At 37.8% G+C, this 19,582-nt stretch carries 22 protein-coding genes; 21 read left to right on the top strand and 1 reads right to left on the bottom strand.

The features are described from left to right. Positions 1-81: 81 nt before the first annotated feature. The 4 genes from BMX18_RS02735 to upp all read left to right on the top strand — a co-directional run bounded on the left by BMX18_RS02735 (position 82) and on the right by upp (position 5,026). Positions 82-1,716: a putative polysaccharide biosynthesis protein gene (locus tag BMX18_RS02735; RefSeq protein WP_093814973.1), complete on the top strand. Its 1,635-nt coding sequence runs from the start codon at positions 82-84 to the stop codon at positions 1,714-1,716. A 269-nt stretch (positions 1,717-1,985) separates the two neighbouring features. Then, entirely contained in the window at positions 1,986-3,080 is a 1,095-nt protein-coding gene (locus BMX18_RS02730; protein ID WP_093814971.1) for a cystathionine gamma-synthase, read from the top strand. Position 3,081: 1 nt separating this feature from the next. Then, positions 3,082-4,245 carry a MalY/PatB family protein gene (locus BMX18_RS02725; protein WP_074868274.1) on the top strand — a complete coding sequence of 388 codons (1,164 nt, stop codon included), beginning with the start codon at positions 3,082-3,084 and terminating at the stop codon, positions 4,243-4,245. Positions 4,246-4,396: 151 nt separating this feature from the next. Then, a complete protein-coding gene (gene upp, locus BMX18_RS02720; protein ID WP_021142946.1) occupies positions 4,397-5,026 on the top strand; it encodes a uracil phosphoribosyltransferase in 630 nt (209 codons plus the stop codon). A 70-nt stretch (positions 5,027-5,096) separates the two neighbouring features. Here upp and BMX18_RS02715 read toward each other — a convergent pair whose 3' ends face one another. Then, positions 5,097-5,966 (bottom strand): LysR family transcriptional regulator, encoded by an 870-nt coding sequence (locus BMX18_RS02715; protein WP_093814969.1) that lies wholly within the window; start codon positions 5,964-5,966, stop codon positions 5,097-5,099. Between the two features lie 113 nt (positions 5,967-6,079). On the opposite strand from BMX18_RS02715, the gene BMX18_RS02710 reads away from it, so the two are divergent. From BMX18_RS02710 to BMX18_RS02630, 17 genes are all read left to right on the top strand, one after another. Continuing rightward, positions 6,080-6,973, top strand: coding sequence for a DMT family transporter (locus tag BMX18_RS02710; RefSeq protein ID WP_039696422.1), 894 nt, complete (start codon positions 6,080-6,082; stop codon positions 6,971-6,973). Between the two features lie 129 nt (positions 6,974-7,102). Continuing rightward, the gene (locus BMX18_RS02705) at positions 7,103-7,693 is read left to right on the top strand and encodes an ATP-dependent Clp protease proteolytic subunit (protein WP_039696423.1); all 591 of its coding nucleotides are present in this window, start codon (positions 7,103-7,105) and stop codon (positions 7,691-7,693) included. Positions 7,694-7,795: 102 nt separating this feature from the next. Beyond that, positions 7,796-8,236, top strand: coding sequence for a YlbF/YmcA family competence regulator (locus tag BMX18_RS02700; protein ID WP_039696424.1), 441 nt, complete (start codon positions 7,796-7,798; stop codon positions 8,234-8,236). Next, entirely contained in the window at positions 8,229-8,480 is a 252-nt protein-coding gene (locus tag BMX18_RS02695) for a DUF2129 domain-containing protein (RefSeq protein ID WP_093814967.1), read from the top strand. Before BMX18_RS02700 ends, BMX18_RS02695 begins: the two co-directional genes overlap by 8 nt. Positions 8,481-8,591: 111 nt before the next feature. Then, entirely contained in the window at positions 8,592-9,770 is a 1,179-nt protein-coding gene (locus tag BMX18_RS02690; RefSeq protein WP_074626288.1) for an ABC transporter substrate-binding protein, read from the top strand. 57 nt (positions 9,771-9,827) lie between these two features. Beyond that, the gene (locus BMX18_RS02685) at positions 9,828-10,712 is read left to right on the top strand and encodes a branched-chain amino acid ABC transporter permease (RefSeq protein WP_074564247.1); all 885 of its coding nucleotides are present in this window, start codon (positions 9,828-9,830) and stop codon (positions 10,710-10,712) included. A gap of 3 nt (positions 10,713-10,715) precedes the next feature. Beyond that, entirely contained in the window at positions 10,716-11,669 is a 954-nt protein-coding gene (locus tag BMX18_RS02680) for a branched-chain amino acid ABC transporter permease (protein WP_039696426.1), read from the top strand. Beyond that, the gene (locus BMX18_RS02675; RefSeq protein ID WP_074560768.1) at positions 11,669-12,433 is read left to right on the top strand and encodes an ABC transporter ATP-binding protein; all 765 of its coding nucleotides are present in this window, start codon (positions 11,669-11,671) and stop codon (positions 12,431-12,433) included. The genes BMX18_RS02680 and BMX18_RS02675 overlap by 1 nt, the downstream gene beginning before the upstream one ends. Next, entirely contained in the window at positions 12,433-13,143 is a 711-nt protein-coding gene (locus tag BMX18_RS02670; RefSeq protein WP_074564244.1) for an ABC transporter ATP-binding protein, read from the top strand. The genes BMX18_RS02675 and BMX18_RS02670 overlap by 1 nt, the downstream gene beginning before the upstream one ends. Before the next feature lie 133 nt (positions 13,144-13,276). After that, entirely contained in the window at positions 13,277-13,936 is a 660-nt protein-coding gene (locus BMX18_RS02665; RefSeq protein ID WP_093814965.1) for a CBS domain-containing protein, read from the top strand. Between the two features lie 91 nt (positions 13,937-14,027). After that, positions 14,028-14,654: a dTMP kinase gene (tmk, locus tag BMX18_RS02660; protein WP_074602654.1), complete on the top strand. Its 627-nt coding sequence runs from the start codon at positions 14,028-14,030 to the stop codon at positions 14,652-14,654. A 19-nt stretch (positions 14,655-14,673) separates the two neighbouring features. Further along, entirely contained in the window at positions 14,674-15,549 is an 876-nt protein-coding gene (locus BMX18_RS02655) for a DNA polymerase III subunit delta' (RefSeq protein ID WP_093814963.1), read from the top strand. Next, a complete protein-coding gene (locus tag BMX18_RS02650; RefSeq protein WP_074602650.1) occupies positions 15,546-16,346 on the top strand; it encodes a PSP1 domain-containing protein in 801 nt (266 codons plus the stop codon). Before BMX18_RS02655 ends, BMX18_RS02650 begins: the two co-directional genes overlap by 4 nt. Continuing rightward, on the top strand, positions 16,339-16,659 hold the full coding sequence (yabA, locus tag BMX18_RS02645) for a DNA replication initiation control protein YabA (RefSeq protein WP_039696433.1): 321 nt from the start codon (positions 16,339-16,341) through the stop codon (positions 16,657-16,659). The genes BMX18_RS02650 and yabA overlap by 8 nt, the downstream gene beginning before the upstream one ends. Before the next feature lie 9 nt (positions 16,660-16,668). Beyond that, a complete protein-coding gene (gene rsmI, locus BMX18_RS02640; RefSeq protein WP_093814961.1) occupies positions 16,669-17,538 on the top strand; it encodes a 16S rRNA (cytidine(1402)-2'-O)-methyltransferase in 870 nt (289 codons plus the stop codon). A gap of 351 nt (positions 17,539-17,889) precedes the next feature. Further along, on the top strand, positions 17,890-19,125 hold the full coding sequence (locus tag BMX18_RS02635) for an ammonium transporter (protein ID WP_093814959.1): 1,236 nt from the start codon (positions 17,890-17,892) through the stop codon (positions 19,123-19,125). A gap of 80 nt (positions 19,126-19,205) precedes the next feature. After that, on the top strand, positions 19,206-19,547 hold the full coding sequence (locus tag BMX18_RS02630; RefSeq protein WP_039696436.1) for a P-II family nitrogen regulator: 342 nt from the start codon (positions 19,206-19,208) through the stop codon (positions 19,545-19,547). The last annotated feature ends 35 nt before the right edge of the window (positions 19,548-19,582 follow it).

Raw genomic sequence — 19,582 nt, 5'->3', positions numbered from 1 at the left:
CTTAATGTCTATGTTTTACAAGTCACAAGCAAAAGTTTATAATAAAATGTAACGCTTATTTTTAAAATTAGGAAGAATACTATGTCTGAAAACAAAACAAACGTGACACAGCAACAGCAGATGGTGCGTGGAGCTGCTTGGTTAACAGCTTCAAACTTCATCAGTCGTCTCTTGGGTGCCTTCTACATTATTCCTTGGTATGCTTGGATGGGGACTCATGCTGAACAAGCCAATGCGCTTTTTGGAATGGGCTACAATATTTATGCGGTATTCCTACTTATTTCAACAGCAGGGATTCCCGTGGCAATAGCTAAGCAAGTGTCTAAGTATAATACGCTTGGTCAGGAAGAGACAAGCTATTATCTCTTACGTAAAATTTTAAAATTAACCTTGGTACTCGGCTTTATTTTTGCGGCTATTATGTATCTTGGAGCACCAATTCAAGCTGCTTGGAGTGGTGGTGGCGACGATTTGATTCGCGTCATGAAGAGTCTGTCTTGGGCAGTTTTACTTTTTCCATCAATGAGTGTGCTTCGTGGTTTCTTCCAAGGGTTTAATAATTTAAAACCGTATGCCATGAGCCAAATCGCTGAACAAGTCATCCGCGTGATTTGGATGTTATTGACAGCCTTCATGATTATGAAAATTGGTTCTGGAGATTACGTTTCAGCGGTTGTTCAATCAACATTTGCAGCTTTCATTGGAATGATTGCCAGCGTCATGGTTTTGATTTTCTTCCTTTGGAAGGAAGGAAAACTTCAAGCTATTTTAGCGAAGGAAACTGAGGAAATTGACATTGATGCTAATGCCATTATCATTGAAACCGTAAAAGAAGCTATCCCATTTATCATTACGGGTGCAGCCATCCAATTATTCCAATTGGTTGACCAATGGTCTTTCATTAACTCAATGAAACTTTTCACTTCACATAGTTTGAAAGAATTGCAAATCTTGTATGCTTACTTATCAAGTAACCCAAACAAGGTAACAATGATTTTAATCTCGCTTGCGACTGCTATCGGTGGTGCAGGGATTCCGCTTTTGACAGAGAATTTTGTTAATAAAGATAAAAAAGCTGCTGCTCATTTGGTGATTAATAGTTTGCAGATGTTGTGCATGGTGCTTTTGCCGGCAATGATGGGAGCTATTATTTTGGCACAGCCACTTTACACTCTTTTCTACGGTGCACCAAATAACGATGCTCTATGGCTATTTGTTGTAGCCTTGATTCAAGTGATTTTCTTAGCTCTTTATAGTTTGCTTGCACCAATGCTACAAGCTCTTTTTGAAAATCGCAAAGCCATCAATTATTTTGCTTATGGTTTGGTAGTTAAGATTGTTTTACAAGTGCCATTTATCTTTTTATTCAAAGCATATGGACCACTTTTATCAACAGCAATTGGCTTGATGATTCCAATTATTTTGATGTTCAATCAAATTCATGCCGTAACACAGTTTAATCGTAAAGCCTTGTGGCGTGGCATTCTATTAGTTTGCATTTTGACGGCTATCATGGGAATTGTTGTTGCACTAGAAACATTTGGACTTCACTTTATCATCAGTCCAACCACTCGTCTTGGTAGTGTGATTTACCTTGTTCTTATGGGAGCACTTGGAGTTGCTGTCTATGGATTCCTAGCCTTAGCAACACACCTTCTTGATAAATTAATTGGCAGTAAAGCAAAAACACTACGTAAAAAATTCCATTTAGAATAAAAAAACAGCCCAGTGGGCTGTTTTTTCATGAGCCTGAAAATAGAAAAGTGAATCAAGCCCATTGGGCTGTTTTTTCATGAGCTTGAAAATAGAAAAGCGAATCAAGCCCATTGGGCTGTTTTTAATTTAATAAGATATAGTTTTTTCTTATAGCTAACTATCAGTAATTAGAATAGCAAAAGCACACTAATTTTTGAGAATAAATGTTAGAATATAGTTTATAAATTTTTGAATGAACGTTATGTTTTGAGATGAGAAGGGGGATTATTATGACAAGTGACTGTCGATTGGCTACGATTTTAGCCCATGCTGGTATTAAGTCGGATGAAGCAACGGGAGCTCTTGCAGCACCGATTCATTTTTCAACAACCTATCAACATCCAGAGTTTGGAAAATCAACGGGCTTTGATTACACGAGAACTAAAAATCCGACACGCGCAACCCTTGAAAAGACCCTTGCAGCAATTGAAAAAGCTGATTATGCCTTAGCGACTTCATCAGGCATGAGTGCTATTGTTTTAGCGCTTGAAATTTTTCCTGTTGGAGCAAAGGTGGTTGCTGCGCGTGATTTGTATGGCGGTTCCTTTCGTTGGTTTAATGACAAAGAAAAAGAAGGACGCTTTGTTTTTACTTATGCTAACACACAAGAGAAGCTTCTAGCTGCAATTACTGAAGAGACTGACATTGTCTACCTTGAAACACCAACTAATCCCTTGATGATTGAATTTGACATTGCAAAAGTAGCAGAAGTTGCACATAAAAATGGGTCTAAGTTAGTGGTTGATAATACCTTTTATAGTCCGATTTATCAAAATCCGATTGAGCTTGGTGCGGATATCGTGGTGCATTCTGCGACAAAATATTTAGCAGGGCATAACGACGTATTGGCTGGTGTGGTGATTACCAGTGACCAAGTCATTTATGATAAGCTCTTTTATAACCTTAATACGACAGGACCTACCCTTTCACCTTTTGATTCTTACATGCTGATGCGAGGACTTAAGACGCTCAAACTTCGCATGGAAAAAGCTACTGAGAATGCTCATGCTATTGTGAAGTATTTGAAAAACTCACCAGCTGTTAAAGAGGTGCTTTATACTGGAAAAGGTGGTATGATTTCTTTTAAAGTAGTTGATGAAGAAAAAATTCCTTATATCATTAATAGCCTTCAAATCATCACTTTTGCAGAAAGTCTTGGTGGTGTGGAAAGTTTGATTACCTACCCAAGAACACAAACCCATGCTGATATTCCAGAAGATGTTCGCTTATCTTATGGCTTGACGAATGATTTGCTGCGCTTGTCAATCGGTATCGAAGATGTTGAGGATTTGATTGATGATTTAAAAAATGCCTTGGAGGGATAGTATGGGAAAATACGATTTTACAACAAGACCAAATCGTTTGAAACAATTTACTTACAAATGGCAGAGCTCAGAAAACAATCCTGATTTGCTTCAGTTATGGGTGGCAGATATGGATTTCTTGCCAGTTCCAGAAATCAAACAAGCTATTATCGATTACGGTCAAGAACACATTTTTGGCTATAATTATTTTAAAGATTCTCTTTACCAAGCTGTCATTGATTGGGAAAAAGAAGAGCACGGCTATGGGATTAAAAAGGAAGAGATTTCTTTTATTGATGGTGTAGTACCTGCCATTTCGGTAGCCATTCAGGCATTTACTGAAAAAGGTGATGCAGTATTGATTAACTCACCTGTCTATTATCCTTTTGCTAGAACTATCCGTCTTAATGATCGTAAATTGGTTGAAAATTCTTTGCAGATTAAAAATGGGCATTTTGAGATTGATTTTGACCAATTGGAAAAAGATATCGTGGACAATCAAGTTAAACTCTATGTCTTTTGTAGCCCCCACAACCCTGGCGGTCGAGTCTGGTCAAGTGATGAATTGCAAAAGATTGGTGAGATTTGTCGTAAGCATGGTGTGATTTTAATTTCTGATGAGATTCATCAAGATTTGGCACTGTTTGGTCACAAGCATCATTCCTTCAATACTGTTGATGACGCCTTTAAAGATTTTGCGATTATTTTGGCCTCAGCTACAAAAACTTTTAATATTGCTGGTACCAAAAACAGCTTTGCCATTATCCAAAATCCAGACCTTCGTCGAAAATTTCAACGTGTGCAGTTGGCTAATAACCAACATGAAGTTCCAACCATTGGTATGATTACCACAGAAACTGCTTTTAGCTATGGCAAACCTTGGTTAGAAGAACTGAAAAAAGTGATTGAAAAAAATGTGGACTATCTGACAGATTACCTAGAAGAACATACTAAAATCAAGGTCATGAAGCCAGAAGGGACCTATCTGGTCTGGTTAGATTTCTCTGCTTATGACATTAAGCAACCTGAACTTGGTGAAAAATTGCAAAAAGAAGCCAAAGTGGTCTTAAATGATGGGGTGCATTTTGGTAAAGAAGGCAAGACTTTTGCACGCTTAAATGTAGCGACGCCTTTTGAAACCATTAAGGAAGCTAGCGAGCGCATTGCTAAGGCTTTTGGAAAATAAGAAAAAGCGGGCTGACGCCTGCTTTTTTTGTGATGCTTTTGGCAATTTTTTGCTAAAAAATGTGACATTCGTCATAAAATTTTAGCAAATTTCCTTATTTTCTGCTATAATTGGTAAGGTTAAACTAAATTCAGTATAAAGGAGTACAATTATGGGAAAATTCCAAGTTATCTCACATCCGCTAATCCAACACAAATTGTCAATTTTACGTCGTACAACAACTTCAACTAAAGATTTCCGCGAATTGGTTAACGAAATCGCGATGCTTATGGGTTATGAAGTTTCTCGCGACCTTCCTTTGGAAGATGTTGAAATTGAAACACCTATCACAAAAACAACTCAAAAACAATTGACTGGTAAAAAATTGGCAATTGTTCCTATCCTACGTGCTGGTATCGGTATGGTTGATGGTTTCTTGAGCCTTATTCCAGCGGCTAAAGTTGGTCACATTGGTATGTACCGTGACGAAGAAACTTTGCAACCAGTTGAGTATCTTGTGAAATTACCAGAAGATATCGATCAACGTCAAATCTTTGTTGTAGACCCAATGCTTGCAACAGGTGGTTCTGCAATTTTGGCGGTTGACTCTCTTAAAAAACGCGGTGCAGCTAACATCAAATTTATCTGTTTAGTAGCTGCTCCAGAAGGTGTTAAAGCTCTTCAAGAAGCTCACCCAGATATCGATATCTACACAGCTGCTCTTGATGAAAAACTTAACGAAAATGGTTACATCGTACCAGGTCTTGGTGACGCTGGTGACCGTTTGTTTGGTACAAAATAATAAGTTGAAGGCTTAATAAAAAAGGTTTGCGTTCTATTTAAGGAACACAAGCCTTTTCTTTTTTAATAAGTTAATCGTTCATTTTACTAGAAATGGTTTTGGCGAATTCCTGAGCTGCCAAAGGAAGAGTTTGTCGGTTCTTCCATGCTAGTACGATAGTTCTAAATGGTTTTTCGGTAATATGACGAATGGTTAAATCTTGAAGTGTTAAACCGTCAAGGAAATTTTCATAAAGAAGACTAACTCCTAAATCTTGTCGAATCATCTCCAAAATAGTGTAGTCGTCATAAATTTCGTAAGCGAATGTTGGGGTTATTTTGGCTTTTTCAAAGGCCGCACGTGTCAAACTGTTTTCCCCTTCATCAAGAAGAATTAGTTCAGTTTTAGCTAAGTCAGCAAGAGAAACTTCATTTTGTTTTGCCAATGGGTGCTTACTAGGTAAAACGGCGTAAAGGCAATCCTGGTAAAGGATATGCGACTGAAGTTGTCCAACATAATCAATATGTGTGAATCCTAAATCAACTTGTCCAGTATCTAGCCACTGGTGAATGCTGGTATAATCCCCTTGCTTAAGAACGAAATTGACTGCAGGGTGTTTGGCTTTGAAGTCTTTGATAAAGGGTAAAATAAAATTTCGACTAGCAGAGGTGAAGATGCCAATACGGATTTCAGCTTTATTGAGCCCTTGTAATTCCTCGATTTTTTTGGTTAGCTGCTTTTCCCCCTGAACAATTTGCTGGAAGTAGGGATAGAGAGCTTGGCCGTCTTTGGTTAATTTGACCCCCTCATGACCACGTGTTAATAAGCAAGTCCCAATTTCTTTTTCAAGATTTTTGATGGTCTGGCTGACAGCACTTTGTGAGTAGTTTAGTAGCTCTGCGGTTTTGGTAAATGACCCTAATTCAATAACTGAGCAGAAAATAGCGTATTTTGAAATCATATTGATACCTTTCGATAAGTAAAACTTATGTTTCTATTATATACTTTAATTTTACTTATATCCAATATCACCTTATAATAAAACAAGATATTAGGAAGTGAGAGGTGAAATTCATGGTTCAAAAACATGCTAAACTTTTTTCAGTGACCGTTCCTCTTGCGTGGGGGATGTCTTATCTATTTATGGCGCTTGGGGCTTCTGAAATTCCAGCCATTGAATTAGTAGCTCTGCGTTGTGGGTTAGCTTTTTTGGCTTTAGTATTAATTTTTTATCGCCATTTGAAAGAAACATTTTCTTGGAAATTGATGGCTTATAGTGCTTTTGCAGGAATATTATTATTTGCTGTTTTTTATTTTTTGATTATTGGAGTTGTTGCTACCTCAGCATCAACTGCTGGATTTTTAGCTTCGACAACAGTAGTCATTGTCCCCACTTTACGAGCTATTGTGACACGAAAAATGCCTGATGCAAAAACGATAATAGCGATTTTGATTGTTTTATCAGGGCTTTATCTTTTAACAGGTGCTGACTTGTCACAATTCAATCTTGGTGCTGTGATGTGCTTGGTATCTGCGACTTTATATGCTGTTTACATTATTCTTTCTAAACACTTTGTCGAGAAGGTAGATCCGATGAGCCTAGGAATTTGGCAATTAGGTTTTTCTAGTTTGTATGCTTTAATAGGAACATTTGCTTTTGAGGCACCTGTTTTGCCACATTCAAATATTGTTTGGTTTTCAGTAATAGGCTTGGCTCTTATTTGTTCAGCGTATGGTTGGGTGATGCAGACAATCGTTCAATCGTATGTCAGTGCTGAGTTTACTAGTATCATGTTTACACTGGAACCTATTTTCACAGCTATTTTTGCTTTTATTTTCTTTGGAGAATGGCTGAGTGGTTTAGCTTTTTTGGGAACGGTTTTGATTTTTGTCGGTGTCCTTTTGACCATTTATCAACCGAAAAAAAGCCGTTCTATTGTTTTACTTCAGGAAAAAGTCGAATATTAAAATTTTTCATTTGACCTTTTTTGACCATTTGACTATAATAGTCTCAGGTTAATATTTAAAACAAGGGCAAGAAAAAGTAGCACCGAGATGTTATGTCTATGTTTTCTAGCCTAGTAAAGGAGAAACGATATGATTCCTGTAGTTATTGAACAAACAAGCCGCGGTGAACGCTCATATGATATTTACTCACGTCTTTTGAAAGATCGTATCATCATGTTGACTGGACCAGTTGAGGACAATATGGCAAATTCTATTATTGCTCAACTATTGTTCCTTGATGCACAAGATAATACAAAAGATATTTACCTTTATGTTAATACACCTGGTGGATCAGTTTCAGCTGGTCTTGCTATTGTAGATACAATGAACTTCATTAAATCAGATGTTCAAACTATCGTTATGGGTATGGCAGCATCAATGGGAACAATCATTGCTTCATCAGGTACAAAAGGTAAACGATTCATGTTGCCAAATGCTGAATATATGATTCACCAACCAATGGGTGGTACTGGTGGCGGTACTCAACAAAGCGATATGGCTATTGCTGCTGAACACCTTTTGAAAACACGTCAAAACTTGGAACAAATTTTGGCTGACAACTCAGGTCAAAGTTTGGAAAAAGTTCACGCTGATGCTGAACGTGATAACTGGATGAGCGCTCAAGAAACTCTTGAATATGGCTTCATCGATGAAATTATGGTTAACAACGAATTGAACTAATTTGTTTATAGACAAAGTATAGGCTGAGATAAAAAATCTTGGCCTTTTTTTGTGCAAGCAGAGCAGGGATACATTTGCGGCTAATTGTGGTATAATCGATTTATGTTGGCAATTGATGAACACTTATTTGAAATTGATGAGGCAATCGATGAGGTTGCGAAAGCCTTTTTAGCTTTAGACGCTGTTCAGGCATATCTAGAGATTAAAAAGATTTTTTTAGCTGATACGGCTTTACAAGAAAGTATTTCGGAATTTCAGGACTTAAAGCAGTCTTATGAGGAAGTGAAAGATTACGCAGCCTTTCGTCCAGAAGTAAAAGAGATACGTCGTCAGCTATTGCAGAAAAAAAGAGAACTTGATTTGAATCGTACGGTTAGCTTATTAAGACAAAATGAAGTTGCTGTTCAAACGATTCTAGCAGAGTTGACTCAAGAAATTTCATCAGTGATTTCACCAACGATTTTTGTCGATACTGGCTTGCCTTTGGCACCACATAAATCACACCATCAGAATTGTAGTAAGGGAGGAAAGAGAGATGTTTGAAAAGCAGGAACGTCAGGGAATTATCGTTTATTTGTACTATAACCGTGATGCTAGAAAATTAAACAAATACGGCGATGTTCTTTACCATTCACGAAAATTACATTATCAAGTTTTATATGTTAATAAAGAAGAAGCAGCGGATATTGTTGAAGAAATTTCAGCCTTAAAATTTGTGAAAGCCGTTTCTTTATCAGAAATTGATAATATTAATCAAGATTTTGTGGGCAACTTGGCTCATTTCTGATATAATACTATCTTGAATAACTTAGAAGTGGTCAAAGAATAGTTTAAATTTTCAGAAAAATCAGTATTCTTTGAATAAACTTTTTATTATAAAATAAGGAGATAACGTCTTATGCATAAAAAGATTGCGCTAACAGCGCTAACTTTTTTAGCCTCAATCGCTTTAGCGGCTTGCAGTAAGTCTCCAGATGTGACTGCAAATGCTACTGGTACAACAATTGGTGATACGATTAAAGTCGGGGTTAATCTTGAATTGACTGGTACAGTTGCTGCTTATGGTAATGCAGAAAACAACGGGGTTAAACTTGCTGTTCAAGAGATTAATAAAGCTGGCGGAGTTGATGGGAAAAAAATTGAGCTTGTGACAAAAGACAACAAGTCAGAAAATGCAGAAGCTTCAACAGCTGCAACTAACTTAGCTATCCAGAGTCAAGTAAATGCCATGATTGGCCCAGCGACTTCAGGTGCGGTTGCTGCAGCAAGTTTGAATGCCCAAAAAACAGGAGTTCCTTTGTTGACACCAAGTGGAACTCAAGATGACCTAACGCTTGATACGGTTGATGGTGTTAAAAAATATGTTTTCCGTACAACTTTCCAAGATAGTTTCCAAGGTCAGGTTTTAGCTCAGTATGCTTATAGTAATTTGAATGCTAAAAAAGTTGTCCTTTATTATGACAATTCAAGTGACTATGCTAAAGGGATTGCAGAAGAGTTCAAGAAAAAATATCAAGGCGATATTGTCACAACCGCTACTTTTGCTTCAGGGGACAAAGATTTCCAATCTGCTTTAACAAAAATTAAAAACTTGGATTATGATGCCATTGTAATGCCTGGTTATTACACTGAAACTGGTATTATCACAAAACAAGCGCGTGATATGGGCATCAGTGTTCCAATCCTTGGACCTGATGGTTTCAACGATGACAGCTTTGGTGATTTGGCTGGTAAAGCTAATACGAATGGTGTTTACTACGTATCTGGTTATTCAACCAAAACAGCACTTTCAGCTAAGGCGACAGACTTTATTAAAGCTTATAAAGCTAAATACGGTTCAGAACCAAATATGTTTGCAGCGCTTGCTTATGATTCTGTTTACATGATTGCAAAAGCAGCAGAAGGTGCTAAAACATCAATTGACATTGCTGATAACCTTGCTAGCTTAAAAGATTTTGATGGTGTGACTGGTACAATGACCATTGATAAAAAACACAATCCAATCAAAACCGCTTTGATGGTTGCCATGAAAGATGGAGCTGAGGCTTCAGCAGACGCCGTTGAAATTAAAAAATAAAACTTATTTGATTTGCTATTTGTTTTTATATCACATGACTAGAAAGTTTGGTATTTTATGTTTTTAGAACAACTTCCCCAACAACTGGTTAATGGTATTATTCTAGGAAGTATTTATGCTTTGCTTGCCTTGGGTTATACCATGGTTTATGGGATTATTAAATTAATTAACTTTGCACATGGCGATATTTACATGTTGGGTGCTTTTATTGGATACTATGCGATTAGCACGCTTCATATGAATTTTTGGCTTGCGCTGATTGTGACAATGATTGTGACAGCCTTTATCGGAATGGTTATTGAATTCTTGGCTTATCGTCCTTTGCGTCACTCAACTCGTATTGCTGCCTTGATTACAGCTATCGGTGTTTCTTTCTTGCTTGAATACGGTATGGTTTTCTTTGTGGGAGCCAATACACGTTCATTCCCGCAAGCTATTGATATTGTTAGCTATAAGCTTGGGCCTGTGACAGTGACTAACATTCAATTGTTGATTTTGCTTGTCTCACTTGTTTTGATGGTTGCTTTGCAATTGATTGTTCAAAAGACAAAAATGGGTAAAGCCATGCGCGCGGTATCTGTTGATAGCGACGCAGCTGAATTGATGGGGATTAATGTTAATTCAACAATCAGTTTTACCTTTGCCCTTGGTTCAGCACTTGCTGGAGCCGCTGGAGTTTTGATTGGACTTTACTATAATTCAATCGAGCCACTTATGGGGATGACGCCTGGTATTAAAGCCTTTGTCGCTGCCGTTCTTGGTGGTATTGGAATCATTCCAGGTGCTGCTCTTGGTGGATTTGTGATTGGTATTTTAGAGACTTTGTCAATTTCGGTTAACCTCTCAAGCTACCGTGATGCTATCGTTTACGCTGTCTTAATCATTATTCTTTTGGTAAGACCTGCTGGTATCCTCGGTAAAAATGTGAAAGAGAAGGTGTAGAAAATGAAAAAGAATCTAAAACTTAACCTTTCTTGGCTTGCGATTATTGTGGTTCTTTTTGGAATCATTGAATTATTGACCAAAACCAATATTTTAAACCTTTACTATATCCAAATCTTAATGGGAATTGGTATTAGTATTTTGATGGGACTTGGGACTAACTTAGTGCTTGGTTTCTCAGGTCAGTTTACTCTTGGACAAGCTGGTTTCATGGCAATCGGTGCTTATGCGACAGCCATTATCACGCAGCAAAATCCAACATACGGTGGCTTTTACTTCTCAATGCTTGTTGGGGTAGTGATTGCGGTTCTTGTAGCCCTTGTCTTTGGTGTGCCAACACTTCGTTTGAAAGGTGACTACCTTGCCATCGCAACACTTGGTATGGCTGAAATCATCCGTATCGTTATCGTTAATGGTGGTGATTTAACAAATGGTGCGGCTGGTTTGACAGGAATTTTGCCATACACATCATGGCCAGTTATCTTTATCTTTGTAGCAGGAGTTACCGTTTTGATTTTGAATTTCTTGCGATCATCTACTGGGCGTCAAGTCATTGCTGTGCGCGAAGATGAAATTGCAGCAGAGTCAATGGGAGTTAACGTAACGAAAATGAAAGTCATGATTTTCGTTATGGGGGCAATTATTTCTGCTATTGCAGGGTCTCTTTACGTTGGTTACATCGGAACAGTCGTTCCAAAAGATTTTACGATTATGAAATCAATTGATTATTTGATCATTGCTGTTCTTGGTGGCCTTGGATCAATTACAGGTACTATCCTTGCGGCTATTGTCTTAGGTATTTTGAACATGTTCTTGCAAAATGTTTCAAACCTTCGTATGATTATCTACTCACTTGCTTTGATTTTAGTCATGATTTTCCGTCCAGGTGGACTTTTAGGGACAAAAGAATTTACCTTGTCTCGATTCTTTAATAAAGGAAAAGGAGGTAATCACTAATGGCATTGCTTGAAGTTAAAAATCTAACTAAAAATTTCGGTGGTTTGACAGCCGTTGGTGATGTGACAATGCACCTTGATAAAGGTGAGTTAGTTGGGCTTATCGGACCAAATGGTGCTGGTAAAACAACGCTTTTCAATCTTTTGACAGGTGTCTACGAACCAAGTGAAGGATCAGTTTCTCTTGATGGGACATTGCTAAATGGTAAGAAACCTTATAAAATTGCATCGCTTGGACTTTCACGTACTTTCCAAAACATCCGTCTCTTTAAAGATATGACAGTTTTAGAAAATGTCCTTGTCGGTATGGCTAACCAAAACAAACCATATCTTTTAGCAAGTTTTCTTCGTTTGCCCAAGTTCTATCACAGCGAAGCGAAACTTCGTCAAAAAGCAATGAATCTTCTTGCTATTTTTGACCTTGATGGGGATGCGGAAACTTTAGCCAAAAATCTTCCTTATGGTCAACAACGTCGATTGGAAATTGTTCGTGCCCTTGCGACAGAACCTAAAATTCTTTTCTTGGATGAACCTGCAGCAGGGATGAATCCACAAGAAACGGCAGAATTGACCCAATTGATTCGTCGTATTAAGGAAGAATTTGATATTACCATCATGCTTATCGAGCATGATATGAGTCTTGTTATGGAAGTTACAGAGCGCATTTATGTTCTTGAATATGGACGTTTAATCGCTCATGGAACACCAGATGAAATTAAAACAAATCAACGCGTCATTGAAGCATATCTTGGAGGTGAAGGGTAATGGCAATGTTAAAAGTTGATAATTTATCAGTTCATTACGGCGTCATCCAAGCTGTAAAAGACGTTTCTTTTGAAGTCAATGAAGGTGAAGTTGTAACTCTTATTGGTGCCAACGGTGCTGGTAAAACATCCATTCTTCGCACAATTTCTGGCTTGGTTCGTCCAAGTGCTGGTAAAATTGAATTTCTTGGTCAAGAAATCCAAAAAGAACCAGCTCGTAAGATTGTTGCTAGTGGCTTATCGCAAGTTCCTGAAGGACGTCACGTCTTTCCTGGCTTGACTGTGCTTGAAAACCTTGAATTAGGTGCCTTTTTACGCAATGACCGTGAAGAAAATCAAAAGAATTTGAAGAAAGTTTTTGACCGCTTCCCACGCCTTGAAGAACGTAAAATGCAAGATGCTGCCACACTTTCAGGTGGTGAACAACAAATGCTTGCTATGGGACGTGCTTTGATGAGCCAACCTAAATTGTTGCTTCTTGATGAACCTTCAATGGGGCTTGCGCCAATCTTTATTCAAGAAATTTTTGATATCATTCAAGATATTCAAAAACAAGGAACAACTGTTTTGCTGATTGAACAAAATGCCAATAAAGCTCTAGCGATTGCTGATCGTGGTTACGTTTTAGAAACAGGTAAAGTTGTTCTTTCTGGAACAGGTAAAGAATTATTAGAATCTGAAGAAGTTCGAAAAGCTTATCTTGGTGGATAAGATAGATTTTTATCAGTTTTTTTGAGGAAGGGTAGGCAAATATGTCTACTCTTTTTTATGGCTGTTTAGCTTTTTAGGAATCGTTTGCAGTTTGTGATATAATAAATATAAGAAAAATAAGCGGAGATTAATTATGGCAGTTAAAGATTTTATGACAAGAAAAGTTGTCTATGTATCACCTGATACAACAGTTGCTCATGCAGCTGATATGATGAGAGAACAAGGATTACGCCGCTTACCAGTTATTGAAAATGATCGATTAGTCGGCATTGTTACTGAACGAACAATGGCGGAAGCTAGTCCATCAAAAGCGACTTCTTTGTCAATTTATGAAATGAATTATTTGTTAAATAAAACAAAAATTCGTGACATTATGATTCGTGATGTTGTCACAGTTTCACCTTATGCTAGTCTTGAGGATGCTGTCTATGCAATGATGAAAAATCATGTTGGAATTTTGCCAGTTGTTGAATCTGGACAGGTGTATGGCGTGATTACAGAAAAAGATGTTTTTAAAGCTTTTCTTGAAGTTTCGGGTTACGGAGAAGAAGGGGTTCGCGTTATCATAACGGCAGATGATACTGTTGGGACTCTAGCTAAAATTGTTGACACGATTTCTGCTGATAATCTTAATATCAAGCGCACAGTAGTTGCCACACGTAGATCTGGTAAGGTAGCTATTGAGATTCAAATCGATGGCAAAGCTGATGTTACGGATTTGCGTGAAAAATTGATTAAGCAGGGGATTCAAGTTGATGCGATTGAATTGACATCAGCTAAAGTTATTGACTAAGGAATATATAGAAGCATTGCTAAGATTTGCAGTGCTTTTTTGCTTGATTTTTGATAGAATAGAAGTATAAAATCTAATTTAAGGAATTTTCATGAAAAACGGTATAATCATTACATTTGAAGGCCCAGATGGCGCTGGAAAGACAACAGTTCTAGAAAAAGTGCTTCCAGTTTTGCAAGAGAAGGGCTATGATATTGTAACCACGCGTGAGCCTGGTGGTGTTGAAATTGCAGAACGCATTCGTGACGTTATTTTAGATGTTAAGCATGTTGCGATGGATAGTAAAACAGAGCTGCTTCTTTATATGGCAGCTAGACGTCAACACTATGTTGAAAAGGTTTTGCCGGCTTTAGAAGCTGGTAAGGTGGTCTTGATTGACCGTTTTATTGATAGTTCAGTAGCTTATCAAGGCGCAGGACGTGGACTTGATAAGGATATTATCGCTAAGTTAAATGAATTCTCAACTGACGGTAGAGAACCTGATTTGACGCTTTATTTTGACGTTGAATCGGAAATCGGATTGGCTCGCATTGCCAAAAATGTTGATCGTGAAGTCAATCGTCTTGATTTGGAAAAATTAGACATGCACAAGCGTGTTAGACAAGGATATCTAGCTTTGGCTCAGACAGAAGAACGTATTGTAACCATTGATGCGTCTCGTGATCTTGATCAAGTTGTTGCAGAAGCAACACAAGTGATTCTTGAGCATTTAAGCTAAAAAAAGTAAAGGAATTAAAATGGATTTAGAGTGCTTGCAACCCCAACTTTTTAAAGACTTTAATCAGATTTTAAAATCAGATAGGATGAACCACGCCTATCTTTTTTCAGGGGATTTTGCCAGCTTTGATTTTGCACTCTATCTTGCCAAAAGTCGTTTCTGTGAGAATTTGCGTGACGGTAGACCTTGTGGGAAATGCCGTGAATGTCAATTGATAGATGACAATGATTTCTCAGATGTTAAAGTGGTTAAACCGATTGGACAGATTATCAAGACAGAGACGATTCGTGAAATGATGCGTGACTTTTCACGTTCAGGATTTGAAGGAAAATCACAGGTTTTCATTATTCAAGACTGTGAAAAGATGCACGTCAACGCTGCTAACAGTCTTTTGAAATTCATTGAAGAACCTCAAAGTTCTTCTTACATGATTCTATTGACTAGTGATGAAAGCAAGGTCCTTCCAACGATTAAGAGTCGTACGCAGGTCTTTCGTTTTCTAAAAAACAAAAAGCTTTTGGTCGAACAAGCTGAGAAAGCTGGCATTCTGAAAACTCAGGCAGATATTTTAGCTGAATTGGCTAAAACCCCAGCTCATTTAGATGAGTTGATGGCTGATAAAAAGATTTTAGACTTGCTTCAGACGATTGAACGCTTTATCTCAATTCTCTTTAAAGATAAAGCAACAGCATATTTGGAAACAGGACGCTTGGTTCAGGCGGCACCTGAAAAGTCTGAGCAAGAACTAGTTTTTCAACTGCTCCCTTTGTTCTTAGCAAAGCAGTTTAATCAAAAAGAGAGTCTAACTTATTTAGAGAAAAGTTATAAGGCACAGCAAATGTGGAGAAGTAATGTTAGCTTCCAAAATGTGCTAGAATATATGGTGATTTCATGACAGAAGTATTGAGTGTAAAATACGAAGAAACAGGCAAAGTTGTCTATGTTTTGCCAAACCAAAACTATCAAGTTGGTGATTATTTAGTCATCAAGAATAAAAAAGGTTGTCGCTTAGCTCAAGTTGTGACAGCTAATGAAGATATGGACGAGGTTAAATTACCTGCTGAAATGGATAGCGTCCTTCGTCAAGCAAATGATAAAGATTTTCAAGCTTATCAAGAGAATATGACTTTGGCGATGAATTCATTTGATAAAGTAAATGAGTTGATTGAGGCTAATCAGCTTAAAATGAAAGTCATCGACATTGTCTTTCCTTTGGAAAGAAGTTATGTCTTGATTACATTTTGTGCGGAAGACCGTGTGGATTTCCGTCAGCTTTTGCGTGATTTAGCGGCCCACTTCAAAACACGTATTGAACTTCGCCAAATCAATAGTCGTGAAGAAGCACAAGTTTATGGTGGTGTTGGCCCTTGTGGCCGTGCCCTTTGTTGCGCTAGTTTCTTAGGAGAATTTCCACCGGTATCAATCAAGATGGTTAAAAATCAAGGTATGTCACTTAGCACTGGAAAAACGGCTGGTATCTGTGGTCGTTTGATGTGCTGTTTGAGCTTTGAGGATGAATTTTATAAAACCTCTAAGGAGAAATTCCCTGATTTGGGGACAGAAATTGAAACGGTTGATGGATTAGGAGTAGTTGCAGGAATTGATGTCTTTTCTGATACTGTTAAGGTAAGATTACCTGAACGGCATACTCTTTTAACTTACGCTTTAGAGGAGGTCAAAGTACGTGGATAAAAAAGAATTATTTGATGCCTTTGATGGCTTTTCACAAAATTTAATGATTACCTTGGCTGAAATTGAAGCCATGAAAAAACAAGTACAATCTTTGTTAGAAGAAAATACAGCTCTTCGACTTGAGAATGACAAATTACGCACTCGTCTTTCTCAATTAGAACAAGAAGCTCCTGTAAAATCTTCTAAACAAGGTAAGAAATATATTGAAAGTATTTACCATGATGGTTTCCATATTTGTAATGACTATTACGGACAACGTCGTGAAAATGACGAAGAATGCATGTTCTGTATGGAAGTCTTAGATAGGGAGTAGTTATCTGATATGAAAGTACAAAAAAGTTTCAAAGGTCAGAGCGACTACGGGACACTGTATCTTGTTCCAACACCTATTGGTAACTTACAAGATATGACTTTTCGTGCTGTGGAGACCCTTAAAACAGCTGATTTTATTTGCGCAGAAGATACTCGTAATACAGGTCTCTTGTTGAAGCACTTTGATATTGCTGTTAAGCAAATTAGTTTTCATGAGCATAATGCCTATGAAAAAATCCCAGAGTTAATCGAGCTTTTGAAAGCTGGAAAAAATTTGGCGCAGGTATCGGATGCCGGAATGCCATCAATTTCTGACCCAGGACATGATTTGGTCAAAGCGGCGATTGCTGAAGATATCACTGTTGTTGCTCTTCCAGGTGCTTCAGCAGGGATTACAGCCCTGATTGCAAGTGGTCTAGCACCGCAGCCTCACATCTTTTATGGTTTCTTGCCACGAAAATCAGGACAGCAAAAAGACTTTTTTGAAAGCAAAAAAGCTTATCCTGAGACTCAAATCTTCTATGAATCACCTTATCGTGTGTCAGATACGTTGGAGAACATGTTAGCTGTCTATGGTGACAGACAAGTTGTTTTAGTCCGTGAATTGACAAAACTTTATGAAGAATACCAACGCGGCGCAATTTCAGAACTTTTGGATTACATTGCTGAAAATCCATTAAAAGGTGAGTGTTTGTTAATTGTTTCTGGTCAGGATCAAGCTGTTTTAACTGAAGCTGCTGCTGAAGACTTAAATCCGGCAGAACTTGTGGCTAGCTTAGTTGAAGCTGGAGACAAACCTAACCAAGCCATTAAACAAGTTGCCAAAACTTATGGTTTAAATCGCCAAGAAGTTTATAACGCTTATCACGGTATTTCATAAAAAACATAAAAAATCGGGATTATTTCCCGTTTTTTTAGTTTGTTTACAATTTTATGTAAGAAAATATAACATATATAGTTATAAAGAAAACGAACTAAAAACTAACATCTTGTGTATTTTTTAAATCATGCTAAAAGCTTTTAAAATAAGGTTGAATGAACATTTTTTGCTGAAATTCAGCTCTGACATCACTTGTTATAAAATTAAAAAATTCAGAAAATTTATCCAAAAACTCTTTACTTGTCCAAAAAATAGTGTTATATTATCTAACATAAAAATCTAACGCGATGTTAGAGATTTTGAGTTTGGTTTTAAAAATTAAAACCTTAGAAAATAAAAGGAGTTTTTGATATGGATGCAGGAAGTATTGCTTTTATGATTATCTGTGCTGGCCTAGTCTTCTTAATGACACCTGGCTTAGCCTTCTTCTACGGTGGTTTAGGAAGACGTAAAAATGTCATCAACACCATGATGATGTGTGCGATTCCTATTGCGGTTGGTTCTGTAATGTGGATGATTTGTGGTTACTCTCTTTCATTTGGTGGAAGCGGAAGTCTTATTGGTAACTTCTCTCATCTATTTTTCAATGGTGTCAGTGATTCAGCTAGTACACGAGGTCTAGCAATTCCGGATGCTTTGTTTGCTGCTTTCCAAATGATGTTCCCAATCATCACAGTTGCCATTTTAACAGGGGCAGCAGCAGGACGTATGAGATTTACACCACTAGTTATTTTCGTTGTTCTATGGCTTTTGGTAGTCTACTTCCCATTTGCTCATATGGTTTGGGACGAAGGCCTTTTGGCTCAATGGGGTACGATTGACTTTGCCGGTGGTGATGTAGTTCATATTACTTCAGGGGTTTCTGGTTTGGTATTAGCCATTCTTCTTGGTAAACGTCGTGACTATGACCGTTTAGAATATCGTCCTCATAATGTTCCGTTTGTTTTCCTTGGTGCAGGACTTCTCTGGTTCGGTTGGTTTGGATTTAACGCAGGTTCTGCTTTAGCAGCTAATGGTCTTGCAGTTCATGCTTTTGTAACAACTCATATTTCAGCAGCGGCAGCAATGCTATCTTGGTTGCTTGTTGAAAAAGTTTTGACTGGTAAATTCTCACTTGTCGGTGCTTCAACTGGATTGGTTGCAGGACTTGTCGCTATCACACCTGGCGCAGGTTTTGTATCAACATGGAGTTCACTTTTAATTGGTCTTTGTGTAAGCCCAATTTGTTATTTCGCTATTTCAGTTCTTAAGAGCAAATTTGGTTACGACGACGCACTTGATGCTTTTGGTTGTCACGGTATCGGTGGTATCTTTGGTGGATTGGTAACAGGACTTTTCACAACACCAGAACTTGCTCTTGATAAACACAATATTGGTTTGATTTATGGAAATGCACATCTTTTCCTAGTAACAATCGCAGCTATTATTTTCACAATCGTTTGGTCAGCAGTTGCTACATTCATCATTGTTAAGATTATCTCAATCTTTACAAGTATTCGAGTTGAAGACCGTGCCGAAGCTATTGGTCTTGATGACAGCGAACATGAAGAAACAGCTTACCCAACTTTCATGGGATTGGATTCATAAGCAGCAACGTTTGGCTTGTCGAAAATAAAAAACTGAGTTAAACTAAGTTATAATAGAGACGTTTAGAAAGGGTGTACATTATGAAAAAAATCGAGGCTATTATTCGTCCAGATCGCTTGGAAGATCTGAAGGATGCCTTATCAAAGGCTGGTTTTACAAAAGGGATGACCGTCAGCCAAGTTTTAGGGTATGGTAACCAACGAGGTTTTGCAGAATATGTTCGTGGTCAAAAAATTGTTCCAACATTGCTTGCAAAAGTCAAAGTTGAAATCGTTACTCATGATGCAGCGGTTGACGAAATTGTAGATATTATCTGCAAAGCTGTTCACACTGGAGAAGTCGGAGATGGGAAAATCTTCATTCTTCCCATCGAAGAAGTCATCCGTATTCGTACAGGTGAACGTGGAGGAGACGCCGTTTAGGTGACAAAGATATCTCCAAAGTTAACATAAATGTG

Source organism: Streptococcus sp. 45 (assembly GCF_900108865.1).
In the GTDB taxonomy this organism is placed as follows: Bacteria; Bacillota; Bacilli; order Lactobacillales; family Streptococcaceae; genus Streptococcus; species Streptococcus ruminicola.
Note: the sequence above shows the minus strand (reverse complement) of the source record. Positions and strands in the feature narration are given on the sequence as shown.

Bases quoted from the DNA above. Each gene is read 5' to 3' on its own strand.
- BMX18_RS02650 (WP_074602650.1), top strand. From the start codon at position 15,546: ATGACAGAAGTATTGAGTGTAAAATACGAAGAAACAGGCAAAGTTGTC.
- BMX18_RS02655 (WP_093814963.1), top strand. From the start codon at position 14,674: ATGGATTTAGAGTGCTTGCAACCCCAACTTTTTAAAGACTTTAATCAG.
- BMX18_RS02735 (WP_093814973.1), top strand. From the start codon at position 82: ATGTCTGAAAACAAAACAAACGTGACACAGCAACAGCAGATGGTGCGT.
- BMX18_RS02700 (WP_039696424.1), top strand. From the start codon at position 7,796: ATGTTGGCAATTGATGAACACTTATTTGAAATTGATGAGGCAATCGAT.
- BMX18_RS02630 (WP_039696436.1), top strand. From the start codon at position 19,206: ATGAAAAAAATCGAGGCTATTATTCGTCCAGATCGCTTGGAAGATCTG.
- upp (WP_021142946.1), top strand. From the start codon at position 4,397: ATGGGAAAATTCCAAGTTATCTCACATCCGCTAATCCAACACAAATTG.
- BMX18_RS02690 (WP_074626288.1), top strand. From the start codon at position 8,592: ATGCATAAAAAGATTGCGCTAACAGCGCTAACTTTTTTAGCCTCAATC.
- BMX18_RS02635 (WP_093814959.1), top strand. From the start codon at position 17,890: ATGGATGCAGGAAGTATTGCTTTTATGATTATCTGTGCTGGCCTAGTC.
- BMX18_RS02670 (WP_074564244.1), top strand. From the start codon at position 12,433: ATGGCAATGTTAAAAGTTGATAATTTATCAGTTCATTACGGCGTCATC.
- BMX18_RS02675 (WP_074560768.1), top strand. From the start codon at position 11,669: ATGGCATTGCTTGAAGTTAAAAATCTAACTAAAAATTTCGGTGGTTTG.
- BMX18_RS02680 (WP_039696426.1), top strand. From the start codon at position 10,716: ATGAAAAAGAATCTAAAACTTAACCTTTCTTGGCTTGCGATTATTGTG.
- BMX18_RS02725 (WP_074868274.1), top strand. From the start codon at position 3,082: ATGGGAAAATACGATTTTACAACAAGACCAAATCGTTTGAAACAATTT.
- BMX18_RS02710 (WP_039696422.1), top strand. From the start codon at position 6,080: ATGGTTCAAAAACATGCTAAACTTTTTTCAGTGACCGTTCCTCTTGCG.
- BMX18_RS02715 (WP_093814969.1), bottom strand. From the start codon at position 5,966: ATGATTTCAAAATACGCTATTTTCTGCTCAGTTATTGAATTAGGGTCA.
- rsmI (WP_093814961.1), top strand. From the start codon at position 16,669: ATGAAAGTACAAAAAAGTTTCAAAGGTCAGAGCGACTACGGGACACTG.
- BMX18_RS02730 (WP_093814971.1), top strand. From the start codon at position 1,986: ATGACAAGTGACTGTCGATTGGCTACGATTTTAGCCCATGCTGGTATT.
- BMX18_RS02705 (WP_039696423.1), top strand. From the start codon at position 7,103: ATGATTCCTGTAGTTATTGAACAAACAAGCCGCGGTGAACGCTCATAT.
- tmk (WP_074602654.1), top strand. From the start codon at position 14,028: ATGAAAAACGGTATAATCATTACATTTGAAGGCCCAGATGGCGCTGGA.
- BMX18_RS02695 (WP_093814967.1), top strand. From the start codon at position 8,229: ATGTTTGAAAAGCAGGAACGTCAGGGAATTATCGTTTATTTGTACTAT.
- BMX18_RS02685 (WP_074564247.1), top strand. From the start codon at position 9,828: ATGTTTTTAGAACAACTTCCCCAACAACTGGTTAATGGTATTATTCTA.
- BMX18_RS02665 (WP_093814965.1), top strand. From the start codon at position 13,277: ATGGCAGTTAAAGATTTTATGACAAGAAAAGTTGTCTATGTATCACCT.